Source organism: Candidatus Avedoeria danica, assembly GCA_016703025.1.
Classification (GTDB): domain Bacteria; phylum Chloroflexota; class Anaerolineae; order Epilineales; family Epilineaceae; genus Avedoeria; species Avedoeria danica.
Genome location: JADJCV010000005.1, coordinates 111,733 through 123,531 on the forward strand (window position 1 = coordinate 111,733; position 11,799 = coordinate 123,531).

Consider the following 11,799-nt stretch of genomic DNA (forward strand, 5'->3'; position numbering starts at 1 on the left):
GGGTGCGCGCCAGCGGGGCGCAGCCCGTCCGCGCCGCCCTCCCACAGGCCTACACGCGTCGCAAGCTGGCCGTCACAGCCAATGCCGCCGATGCCCGGCCGCTTCCTGGCAGCCGCCGGCATCGACGTGGCGGACGACGGACAGGTGTACGTCGCCGACGCCGGTGCCGGCCGGGTGCACGTCCTTGCCCCCCCGATGGGACGGGGTTGCGCCTGATCGGCCGCCCCGGGAGTGCGCCGGGCGAGCTCGCGTCACCGAGCGACGTGGCCGTCGACGGCGGGCGTTTGTACGTCACGGACACCGGCAACCAGCGGGTGCAGGTCTTCGATGCTGCCAACGGCACCTTCCTGGCCGCTTGGGCGAACTTCGGCAACCCGCACGGCATCGCCGTCGGCGAGGGCAAGGTTTTCGTCAGCGACCCCATCGCGCGCCGGATCATCGTCCGCGACCTCACCGGCGCCGACGTCAGCACGTGGGGCGCGGGCGCGGCCGTCGCGCTCGATCTCGAGGGCCCGCGCGGTCTCGACTTCAAGGACGGTCGCGTCTTCATCGCCGACACGCCGGCGACGCGCGTCGTGATCTGCGACACGAACGGCCTGCAGGTCGACGCCCTCGATCGGCCCGGCAACAACATCGAGTACGACGGCCCGGTCGATGTGGCGGCGGAGGATGGGCGGTTCTACTTCACGACGGTGCGCCGCCTGTTCGTCGTCCGACCGGACGCCACGGGCCGGCTCGTGGAGCAGAACCAAGGCGGCTACATCTACGGCGGGTTCGGGATCGCCATCGGCCCGGGCGCCGGGCTTGCGGTCACGGTACAGGATGCACGTTCCGCGATGTCGGGTGTGTACCACTACGCGGACCGGGACGACCTCAGCGTCACCCTGCCCGTCCTGTGGGGCGATGTCGCGGTGCCGGTCGGAGAGCTCGACGGACCGCGGCGGATCACCGCCGCCGGCGACGGCACGGTGTTCATGCTCGACAACTGGCCGCGCGTGCAGGTCTGGCGCGGTGACGGCACGCCGCTGCGCCACATCGGCATACCAGGCCCGACCGACGTCGCCGGCGACGTTAACAGCGGTGACGCACACGTGGCCACCGGTGGCGACATCCGCCGGATCAAGCCCGACGGGACCCAGGTCTGGAAGTGGACGCCGCCCGGCCAGGGTGCTTGGCTGCTGGCAGCCGCAGCCACGGACGGACTCGTGGCGATCGACGCCGGCGGCAGCCTGATCGCCCACATCGACGCGGCCGGCAACGCCACGACGTCGCCGCTCACCGGCGTGATCGTCGACATCGCCACCGGCGGCGGGCGCGTCGTCGTGGCCGATCGGACCGCGGCGGCGATCCGGATGATCGCGCCGGACGGCAGCGAGCTGGAACGCTGGCCGGTGCCGACGCGCCTCATGCGCGTCGCCGGCGCGGCGGACGGCAGCCGTTGGTTCGCGCTGACCGCGGACGGCTGGGTTTGGGCATACGACAACACGGGCACGCCGCTGGCCGCTTTCGACGCGTCCGCGGACGGTGCGGCGGTGGACCTGGCCGTCGATCCGACGGGCCGCGTGCTCGTCGTCGACGACACGAACGAGCGCGTCGATGTCTGGCAGCTCGACCCGACCGCCACACCGCCCGAGCCGCCCGCACCCGACGATCGCTGCCAGCTGCGAACGACGAAGGTCGCCGGCCCGTCGCCGGTGCGCGTCGACGCGCTCGTCACGGTCGAGCTCGGCCTGAGCGGCAGCTGCCCGTCGCAGAGCGTCGATCTCGACCTCGTCATGGTCATCGACCGCTCGGGCTCGATGGAGGGGCCGAAGCTCTCGGCCGCGCAGCAGGCGGCGATCGACTTCACCGCCGAGCTCGACTTTGCCCGCGTGCGAACGGCCGTCGTCGCGTTCAGCGACGCAGCCCGCGTCGCGCAGGGCCTGACGAACCGCCGCCCGAGCCTCGTGCAGGCGATCGCCGGCATCCTGCCGGGCGGCAACACGGACATCGCCGAGGCGATCAGCGAAGCCCAGAGCGAGCTCGCCGGACCGCGCGGCCGCTCGGGTGCCCCGGACGTCGTCGTGCTGATGACGGACGGCAAGCCGAACAGCGACGTCGAGGCGAACGCCGCCCGCCGCGCGGCGACGTCCGCACGCCAGGCGGGCATCTCGCTCTACACGATCGGCCTGGGCGGCGACGTCGATGCAGCGCTCCTGATCGAGCTGGCCGGCTCCCCGGACCGCAGCTTCACCGTGCCGTCGCAGGCCGAGCTGACCCGCATCTACACCCAGATCGCCCGGCGGCTCTCGACGAGCGTGCTGCTCGAGCGGATCGAGGTCGTCGACGAGCTGCCGTCCGACATGCGCTATGAGACGGGCTCGGCGGTGCCGCCGGCCGTTGTCGCCGGAACGGACCTGCGCTGGTCCCTGTCGGCCGTGCCGGCGTCCGGCTTCAGCCTGCGCTACCAGGTGCGCCCGCAGCGCTGGGGCATCCGCCCGACGAACGTGCGCGCCACCGGCACCTACACGGACGGCATGGGCTTCGGTGGACAGGTCGTGTTCCCGGTGCCGCAGATCGAGGTCATCGGCGACCATCGCGCCTACCTGCCGATCCTCTACCGCACGCAATGCCCGACGCAGCGCACGGATGTCGTGCTGGCGATCGACACGTCGTCCAGCATGCAGGATCTCGATGGGACGGGCGCGACGCTCCTGGCGGGGGCCAAGCACGCCGCGCGCGCGTTCATCGAGCTGCTGGCGCTGCCGATGGACCAGGCAGCGATCGTCTCGTTCAACGAGCACGGCGCCATCGCCCAGCCGCTGACCGGTGACCGGCCCACGCTCCTGGCGCGGATCGACGGCCTGTCGAGCGCACAGGGCACCCGTATCGACCGCGGCCTCGCGCTCGCGCTGGCCGAACTGACGAGTCGGCGCCGGAAGGCCGAAAACCTGCCGGTCGTCATCCTGCTCACGGACGGACGGCCGCAGGGCGGCTCAGAGGCCGCCACCGTCGCGATCGCCAAGCAGCTGCGCGACGCCGGGATCGTCGTCTACACGATCGGCCTCGGCGCCGACGTCGACAGCGGCTTCATGGCCAACCTGGCTGGCTCGCCCGAGCGCTACCGATTCGCGCCGACGCCGCAACAGCTTTCGGAGATCTATCGGGCGATCGCGTTGAGCTTGCCCTGCAGGTAGGACGTCGATCCGAAGCCGTCCGGCTTTGCCCTACCAGTACGCCCCGAGCGGCGTCGGCATCGGCTGCGGCGTTGGGGTCGGACCAGCACCCGGCATTCCGGTGGCGCTCGGCGTCGGGGATGCCGTCGGCGTCGGAGACGCGGTCATCGTGGCGGTCATCGTCGGGGTCGCGCTCGGCGACGGGGACGCCGATGGTGTCGGCGGCGGGTCATCCGGCGTCATGACGCGCGGCGGGCCGCCGGGTGTCTCGGGGACGGGCGGCGTCCCGGGGAGGGCGCCGGGCGGAGAGTCCGGCGGCGTCGATGGCGTGGCCTCCGGCGTGGCGCCGCCCCCCCTGCCGCCTTCCGGCGTCGTAGGGGTGGCCGGCGCGGCGGCGTCCGTTGCCTCGGGCGAGCCCGGCGCAGGGGGTGTCGGGTCGAAGGGCTGGCCCTTTTCCTGGCCCGTGGCTGCGGGGCTGCGCCGCAGGTCCTCGCCCGTGCCTTCGCCCTCCACCGTTCCGGCGGCGCCTCCCCCGTCGCCGCTCCGGCGATCCCGCCCGCGCGCACCGATCGGCTCATCGACCCCATCGCCAGCGTCGCCGGCGTCGGCGCTGGCACTGGCGTGGCCGGGCGGAGGAGCGCGACGGCGGCGGCCAAGGGGCCGGTCGGCGTCGGGGTCGCGCGCCGTACGGCGACGGCCGCGGCCGGCCGGCCGAGGTCGGCGCGCTTGGCCGCCGGTTCGGCGCCGGGCGCGTCCGCGCGCGGGGACGCGGCGGTCGGCACGGCAGTTCGGTTGCCGTTCGGCAATTGGGCGACGTTGCCGGGCGTGCGGGCGAACCACGTGACGATGGCGACGAGGCCCACGGCGGCCAGCGAGCCCCATGCGAGCGGCACGTAGGCGAACGCGCGGCGCCGGCTTGCCTCGGCGGGCACGGCCATGAGCGCGGCGGTGAGGCGCGGGCTCGGGCGGAGGCCGGGCGTCAAGGCGAAGGCCGGGGCGATGCGCGCTTCGAGGGCGGCGAACGAACGGCAGGCGTCGCAGTTCGCCAGATGCGCGGCCAACGCAACTTGTTCGGCGGCGGCGAGGCCGTGCGGCGCGTCGATGCGCGCGCGCCTGATCGCACGAGAGCGTCATGGACGGGCGTCCAGCGGTGGTCGCAGCGCAACCTCGGCGTCGCCGACGGGATCGTCAGCGTCGTTCGGCAGCGTCTCGCCGATGGCGGTCCAGGCAACTGCGAAGGCCTCGCGGGCGCGTTGGCGGCGCTTGCGGGCCGCGGCGGGGGTGATGCCGAGGATCTGGGCGACGTCCTCGGCCGGCAGTCCCTCGTGGCTGAAGAGGAGGAGAACCTCACGCTGGTCGGCGGTGAGGCGGGCGAGCGCCTGCTGGAGCGGATCGCGCCGGGCGACGTCTGGCGCCGGGTTGCCGCCGCCGGAGACGTTCGGGAGAGCGTCCAAGCTCAACCACCGGATCCGGCGCTGGCGACGGGCATGGTCGGCGATGGCGTTGTGGGCGATCGTGTACAGCCAGGCGCGGCGGCGCGCCTCGGCCCCGTCGTCCAGCTCCAATCGGTCCAATGCCCGCCACGCCTTCACGAATGTCTCCTGCGTCAGATCCTCGGCCAGGTCGGGGTCACCGACGCGGCGCCAGATGTAGTTGAGGATGGCCGACTGGTAATCGCGCACCAGCGCCAGATAGGTCTGCTCCGCCTTCGCCGCCTCGGCCGCCGAACGCGCCGCCACCGCCGGGCTCACCGACCGCAGGGTCGCCGGCCGGGCGCACAGGGTGTACGCACGGCGGCGGGGCAACGTGACGCTGGGGGTGAACTGGCATGACTCGACCAAACGCGGAGGGAAAGGGAACGGTTCGTCGGGAATATCGGGAATGATGATACTTTGACGTCGCCGCGAAGGCCGTTGACACGGTCTTAAGCCGTGGGCTAGACTAGAACGGTTGTCGGCGCGTGCCGGCGACAGTCGCCGGCACCCCGCGGTCGCCGCGGGGGCCGGGTGTCAACGGCCACGGCAGCGGGACGTCGATCTCCGACGTCGGAGACGGGCCTTACGGGGGGACCAGTACCATGCAACGCTTTTCATCGGGCACACCGTCGGGACGGATCACGCTTGCCTTTGGCCTGCTCGTGGTCGGCGGGATCGCCGGGCTGACGAGAGACCGTTTGGCCGCAGCGCCATCGGCATCATCCGCGCACAACACATCATCCGCGCACCATAACGGTGCCGCACGGGCCGCCGAACCGGCCGCGCCGGTGGTCTTCAAGGTGGATCCCGACGCCGTTTCGAACCCGATGCGCGTCAACGCGCCCGCGCAGGCCGTTGAGTGCGGGGTTCCGGGCGTCGTGCGGTTCGTGTCGGCCAACTGGGAGTGCTCGAACTTCCCGCGGTGTTCGGATGCCCACTGGGTCTCGTTCGATCAGTTCGCCTCGATCCGAAGCGTCACGGACGAGATCACGTGGGGTCGCGCCGCCGGTGAGTCGACGGTCGGCACGAAGCCCGACGACGCGGGCACGTACGGCATTTGGGCGGTCGGGGGCGGATCGGTCGGCAAGGACCTGGTCGCGTCCGCCAAGGAGTACCCGGGCGTCAACGGCAAGCCCTGCCGGACCACAGGGGCGTGCCGGATCAACACGAGCTTCCAGTTCAACTCCTTCGACGCCACGAACGTCGTCGGCGGCCTCCGCGTCATGATGGACTACAAGACGAAGCTGCCGACCGGCGCCCGTTTCTTCGTCGCGATCGCGGACTTCAGCAAGCGCGACGGGGACGGGAACCTGACCGCGTTGAAGTCGTATGAGGCGGAGATCCAACGCGACACCGGCGGCGACTGGGTCCGCGGCGCCACGTTCCTCTTCCCGGAAGCGGCCGGGGTGGCCGAGGTGCTGATCACGATCACGTACATCAATGACCCGGCCACGGCGGACGGCTACGGCGTCTTCCTCGACAACATCCATTTGGATGCCCTGTTCACCGCGAACGCGCCGCCCTGCCCGTCCCCCGCCACACCTGCGCCGCCGGCCACCGACACGCCCGAGCGGGCCACGGCGACGCCAACGCGCCGCATCGTCATCCCCACGAAGACACGCACTCCGACGGTCGAGCCGAATCGCAAGATCGCGCGCCTGCCGTACGTCCTGCGCGACGTCGTCAACCGCCCGGCGCAGGCCACCGTCGTTCCTACGGCGCCGACGCCGACGAACACTGTTACGCTGACGCCGGAGCCGACCGAGACGCCGGAGCCCACCTGGACGCCGGCCCCGAGCGACACGCCCCAGCCGACGCCGACATCCACGCCGACGCCTGAGCCGGTGCCGGACGTGATCATCGACCGCGTGACATACCAGAAGCTGCCGGGCGGCATGGCCGTCCAGATCGTCGACCTCTTCAACCAGGGCGACGGCGCGCAGCAGATGTACCGCTGGAACGTCACCGGGACCACGAAGATCCCGGTCAAGGATTGCCGCTTCACGACGCAGGGTGTGACGATCGAGGCGGGTGAGCACTACTACGTCCTCGCCGGCACGGAGGCCGACAAGCAGGCCCTGGTCGAGCCATACCTCGGACGTTCGATGATCTGCGAGGACGGCTACATCTTCCACCAGACGGCGGACATCGTTCTCCTGCTGAACGAAGGGTTCGACGAGGTGGACCGGTTCTGCTGGTATCAGAACGGCCCGTACGAGTGCTCGAAGTAGCGCACGGGTTCCGGCGCAACCGCGGCGGGCCGCCGCAGTGACCGCTGGACGGCGAGACTGAGCATCCGCTCAGGCCACGTCGTGCACATCGCGCCACAGCTCGAACGGCGCATATCGAAGGGGAGGGGCGGGTTGCAGACCCGCCCCTCCCCTTCGTTCTCGCTTGGCCGCTGAACGGCGGCCCCTCAATGGCGAACGGCGTCGACCTCGCCGACGTCAGCGCGTCGTCAGCATCCCGGCACCGGCCCGGCTGGCCACGGACCGGCCCGGGGCAGGCAGCAGTCAAGCGGGCACCGCGATCCGCCCGTACACTCGTCCCCGTTGACTTGCTCCCCCGCTTGGTCCGTTATGGAGGTTCATCCCATGTCGCTCGTCGCCTTGCGCCCGTCCTTCCGCACCGTCCTTGCCGCCGCCGCGCTGGCTGGTTTCGCCCTCGTCACCGCCGCGCCGTCGCACGCACACGCCGAGACAGCGACGCAGCGCAACCGCGCCTACTTCCAGGCCATGGATGGCCTGACCGCCTCCATCGATACCTGGAACGCCGATGTCGTGACCGGGATCGCCGCCGCCCAGACGAAGCCCGAGTTCGTTTGTTCGGCCGACTTCGCCGAGCTCGTCCGCCGCGGCCACGGCTTGGCGAACGACTTCGAGGGCACCGGCCTGATCGCCCCCACGGCCGTCGCCGGCAACCACGACGGTGCCGCGCAGGGCCTGCGCCAGCAGTACGAGGGCTTGGCCGCGATGGCCGTGGACTGCGCGTACAGCCCCACCGGCACCGGCCCCGGCACCGAGATCGCCAGCGGCCAGGCCGCGTACGCCAAGTCCGTGCGGTTGATCCGCTACTACACGGCCCGCTACCGGTAAGCTCGATCGGCCCCTCGGGGCCGGTGGATTCGAACTTGGATTTGGACGGGCGGCCCTGCGTGGGCCGCCCGTTTTCGTACAATCCGTCGAACGATGGATTGCGCGAGCGATTGAGGTGCCCGATGTGCGGCCGCTACACGATGTCCATTCCCGCGGAGACCCTGGCCCAGCACTTCGGCCTAGAGGCTGTGCCCGACGTCGCGCCCCGCTTCAACATCGCCCCGACGCAGGCCGCGGCGGTCGTGCGGTTGTCCACCGCACGCGAGGTGCCCGTGCTGGACCACCTGCGATGGGGCCTCGTGCCGTCGTGGGCCAAGGACGCGTCCGGCGCCGGGCGGCTGATCAACGCCCGCGCCGAGACCGCGGCCGACAAGCCGAGCTTCCGCAGCGCCTTCCGCCACCGCCGCTGCCTCGTCCCGGCCGACGGCTTCTACGAGTGGCGCACCGAGGGCGGCGCCAAGCAGCCGTATCGCATCGCCCGCCCGGACGGCGCCCCCATCGCGTTCGCCGGGCTCTGGGAGCGCTGGGGCAAGGGCGATGAGCCCCTCGAGACGTTCACGATCCTGACGACGGCAGCAAATGCCGTGCTCCAGCCGCTGCACGATCGGATGCCCGTCATCCTGGACCCGGCCGACTACGCGCTCTGGCTGGACCCGACGGCAACCGACCCGGCGCTCGTCGAGCCGCTTCTCACAGCCGCGCCCGACGACGCGCTGACGTATTACCCCGTCGGCCGCGCCGTCAACAGCGTCGGCAACGACGACCCGTCGCTTGTTGCCCCGGTGATCGGCAGCTGACAGTCGTCGGGCAACGGCAGGCGCAGCCACTCCCCGTTCACGAACCCACCCGCCCCGTCCCCGTGATACGCCGTTACCCGCACCGACGACCGCGCCGCGTCGTCCGCCGGCACCGCGATCATGTCCCGCACGCGCTCGCCGACGGCCCACCCGGTCGTCGGCCGCCAGCCGTCGACCGGCACGGCGCGGTCCGCCTGGGCCACGACGCGGTCGTCGGGACCGGCGAGGACGTGGACGGCGACGCTCTCGTCCCGCTCCGGCACGCGCGTCGCCACCCAATCGACCGTGACGACGAGCGTGGCGGGTTCGTCGGCCGGGCAGCGGACATCGGCAGCGGCGATGGCGATTGCGTCGTTCACGATGAAGGGTCGCCGTGGGGCATCGGGCTGGTGCGCGTTCGGGAAGCCGTCCGGCAACCGCAGGCTCCAACCGAGACCTTCCGCCACACCAGAGATGCGCGCGTCGTCTGCCGCCCGCGACGAGCCCCGAAGCCAGACGATCCCGGGCGCGATCATCTCGGGATAGACGGCTCCGAGTCGCTCGCGCCACCACTCGACGGGCAGGACCGTGACCGTGGCGCCGGGCGTCACGAGCAACCGCTCGCGCGCGATCGATCCGACATCGGCGTTGTGGTCGACGAGCGTCAGGCCGTCGATGCGGTGCTGGTAGCCTTGGGCGTAGGCCAGTGCCCAGAAGCTGTGGCCCCACAGCGCAACCAGCGTGACCGGCGGCCGCACCGCGGCCGGGCCGATCGACAAGCGGTCCGCATCGGCAACCAGCGGCGCGAGCGAGGCATCGCGCACGATCGGGTGAATCGTCCGCCAGCTCCGCACCGCCACCCCCGCCACGCCAAGCGCCGCGACGACGATCGCCACCCGCCCGATCCCGTCGCCCAGCCGCATCGCCAGCCACGTCAGCCCGAGCGCAAGGCCGACGCCGGCGATCATCGGCACCGGCAGCTTGACGGCCAGGAGCGCGTCCGAGACCTTGCCCTCCCAGATCACGAGGCACAGCGCGGCGTACGGCAGCCAGGCAAGCGTGAGTGCGGCTGACGAACGCCATGGGTTGGGCTGCGAGTCGCGGGCGAGCGTCGCGAGAGCGAACACGCCGACGAGGCCGAGGACGAGCAGCGGCCACCACACATCGTCGTTCAGCAGCCCGGCGACGGTGCGGGCGCGCTGCCACCACTCGGCCGCGTCCGCCGGCGGCCGGACGATCCGGTCGACCTTCGTGTCGAGGACCATCGCCCAGAAGCCGCGCCACGTGCGGGTCTGGCCGAACGTCCACGTGGCGCCCATCCACTCGCGCAGCGGCATGTAGAGGTAGACGAGGGGCGACAGGACGGCGACGGCGACGAGCGGCCGCCACGCGCGGATGATCTCGCGGGCGCGCGGAGCGACGAGGAGCGCGAGGGCGGGGGCCAGGAAGAGGACGGCGCGCATGTGGAGCACGCCGTGGACGAACGCGAGGGCCAGCCAGACGAGGTCGCGACGCGCGCCGGTCTTGTCGTAGCGGACGGCGAGGAGCAGGCAGAGCGCCGTGAACGCCATCGTAAGGCTGTGGACCTCGGCGATCGAGCCGTTCATCCACGCCGACGTCGACAGGCCGTAGGCCAGCGCGCCGAGGACGGCCGGCGCGCGGCGGGCGCCGAGGCGGACCGCGAGGGCGGCGACGAGGGCGGCGGCGACGACGGACCAGAGGGCGGAGTACAGGGACGAACCGAGAGCCGGGCCGACGCCGACGACGCGCAGGAGGGAGACGAACGCCGAGCCGAGGATGCTGTAGACCGGGTAGCCCGTGAAGTGCAGCGTCCCCCATCGAGGGAGCGCGTTCTGGATCTCACCGACGTCGGTCGTGTAGACATGCGGGCTGGAGTTGTAGGTCCATTGGAGGGTGGTCAGGCAGGCGAGGGCGATGATCAGGGCGGCGGCGAAGGCCGCAGTGCGCCCATCGCGCGAACCCCACCGCGACGGGCGGGCGTCTGACGTCGTCCCACGTCGTGCCGTCAAGGGGAAGCGGCCACCTGCCACGGCACCGCCGGCGGCAGCGCCGGATCCGCCCGCAGCCTGGCCCAGAGCGGATCCTCCGCCTGGAAGCCGAACTTGTTGCAGTAGTCCTTCGTCTTCCCGCCCGTGCGGCGCAGCGTGCCCGGCGCGTAGTCCCACAGGAGGTAGCCGGCTGCGCCGTCGTCGATCGCGTCGCGGAGGTCGTCCGTGATCCGTTCGGCACGGCGCGGGAGGGCGTCGTCGCTCTGGGGGTCGCAGCCGTCGGTGTACGCGGCGTCGTAGATCTCGCCGTACAGGAGCGGCTTGTCGATCTCGTCGGCCGTCTCGCGCTCCTTCTCGCCGTCGTCCGTCGAGCGGCGGTGGGCGGAGACGATATCGATCACCGGCTCGCGGTGGACGCGGCGATACATCGTCAGGTCGTTGTCATAGTTGCCGGCGCCGATCATGCCCGTCGAGACGAGGTGGCAGGCGTCGATCGCCTTCACCTCGGCGGCGCGGCTGCGGAGCCAGCCCTTGATCGTATCGAGGCACTCCTCATCGTGCCGCTCGCCGCAATTCGGCTCGTTGATCAGCTCCCACATCAGAACCTCGGGCCGATCCTTGAAGCGCGCCACCGTCTCGGCCAGGTGAGGGCGATAGCGCTCCTCGTCTTCGTCGCCGCCGAACCAGTCGCGGCCCTTGAAGACGTTGTCGGCCAGCGTCACGACGAACCGCACGCCATGCCGGGCGCCGATGTCCAGCAAGCGATCGAAGCGCTCGGGACTCTCGTCGTGGAAATACCAGACGCGGACCGTGTTCACCTCGCGCGCCGCGAGCGCGGCGACGATCGGTTCGACCTGGTCCTCCTTGAGCTCGCGGGCCATGAGCATCGTCGCGTTCACGCCGAACAGCGTGACCGGCTGGCCGTCGAGGACGAGGCGCCGGCCGTCGCGCTGCAGGATGCCGGCGCACGGGGCTCCGGGGGAGGCCGGGGAGGCGACGTCGACGACCGCCGCCGTCGCAGCGTCGCCATCGACGGCCGGCGTCCCAGCCGCACCCGCCTGGGCCACGGCCGGAAAGTGCAGCGGGTCACGCAGCCGGGACGTCGTGCCGTCCGTGTCGACGAGCGGTGACGACGTCGATGGCGCGGCGGCATCCGTCGCAGCGGGGACGACGACATCGGCCGCGGGCGGCGCGGCGGGCGTTCCCGACGGCCCCGTCGGGGGCGGGGTGGGCGTGCAGGCGGCCAGAGCGGCGACGAGGGCAAAGGGCAGGATCGTGCGGGGGTTCAT

The 11,799-nt window shown here is 71.9% G+C and carries 10 protein-coding genes; 6 read left to right on the plus strand and 4 right to left on the minus strand.

The features are described 5' to 3' along the window. The first annotated feature begins 90 nt into the window (after positions 1 to 90). Together IPG72_14915 and IPG72_14920 are read left to right on the plus strand one after the other, a co-directional pair. Entirely contained in the window at positions 91 to 216 is a 126-nt protein-coding gene (locus tag IPG72_14915) for a hypothetical protein (GenBank protein ID MBK6770266.1), read from the plus strand. Beyond that, positions 207 to 3,176, plus strand: coding sequence for a VWA domain-containing protein (locus IPG72_14920; protein ID MBK6770267.1), 2,970 nt, complete (start codon positions 207 to 209; stop codon positions 3,174 to 3,176). The genes IPG72_14915 and IPG72_14920 overlap by 10 nt, the downstream gene beginning before the upstream one ends. 30 nt (positions 3,177 to 3,206) lie before the next feature. Here IPG72_14920 and IPG72_14925 read toward each other — a convergent pair whose 3' ends face one another. Beyond that, positions 3,207 to 3,668, minus strand: a complete 462-nt coding sequence (locus IPG72_14925; protein ID MBK6770268.1) for a hypothetical protein — start codon at positions 3,666 to 3,668, stop codon at positions 3,207 to 3,209. A gap of 108 nt (positions 3,669 to 3,776) precedes the next feature. On the opposite strand from IPG72_14925, the gene IPG72_14930 reads away from it, so the two are divergent. Continuing rightward, positions 3,777 to 4,052, plus strand: coding sequence for a hypothetical protein (locus tag IPG72_14930; GenBank protein ID MBK6770269.1), 276 nt, complete (start codon positions 3,777 to 3,779; stop codon positions 4,050 to 4,052). A 233-nt stretch (positions 4,053 to 4,285) separates the two neighbouring features. On the opposite strand, the gene IPG72_14935 is transcribed toward IPG72_14930, so the two are convergent. After that, a complete protein-coding gene (locus IPG72_14935; GenBank protein MBK6770270.1) occupies positions 4,286 to 4,960 on the minus strand; it encodes a sigma-70 family RNA polymerase sigma factor in 675 nt (224 codons plus the stop codon). Between the two features lie 272 nt (positions 4,961 to 5,232). Between IPG72_14935 and IPG72_14940 the strand changes: the two genes are divergently transcribed. From IPG72_14940 to IPG72_14950, 3 genes are all read left to right on the plus strand, one after another. Continuing rightward, positions 5,233 to 6,861 carry a hypothetical protein gene (locus IPG72_14940; GenBank protein ID MBK6770271.1) on the plus strand — a complete coding sequence of 543 codons (1,629 nt, stop codon included), beginning with the start codon at positions 5,233 to 5,235 and terminating at the stop codon, positions 6,859 to 6,861. A 363-nt stretch (positions 6,862 to 7,224) separates the two neighbouring features. Further along, positions 7,225 to 7,725 (plus strand): hypothetical protein, encoded by a 501-nt coding sequence (locus IPG72_14945; protein ID MBK6770272.1) that lies wholly within the window; start codon positions 7,225 to 7,227, stop codon positions 7,723 to 7,725. Positions 7,726 to 7,847: 122 nt separating this feature from the next. Continuing rightward, complete coding sequence (locus IPG72_14950; GenBank protein MBK6770273.1) at positions 7,848 to 8,522, plus strand: SOS response-associated peptidase; 675 nt, start codon at positions 7,848 to 7,850, stop codon at positions 8,520 to 8,522. On the opposite strand, the gene IPG72_14955 is transcribed toward IPG72_14950, so the two are convergent. Continuing rightward, the gene (locus IPG72_14955) at positions 8,447 to 10,531 is read right to left on the minus strand and encodes a DUF2723 domain-containing protein (protein ID MBK6770274.1); all 2,085 of its coding nucleotides are present in this window, start codon (positions 10,529 to 10,531) and stop codon (positions 8,447 to 8,449) included. The genes IPG72_14950 and IPG72_14955 overlap by 76 nt on opposite strands. Further along, positions 10,528 to 11,799 (minus strand): cellulase family glycosylhydrolase, encoded by a 1,272-nt coding sequence (locus IPG72_14960; protein MBK6770275.1) that lies wholly within the window; start codon positions 11,797 to 11,799, stop codon positions 10,528 to 10,530. The genes IPG72_14955 and IPG72_14960 overlap by 4 nt, the downstream gene beginning before the upstream one ends.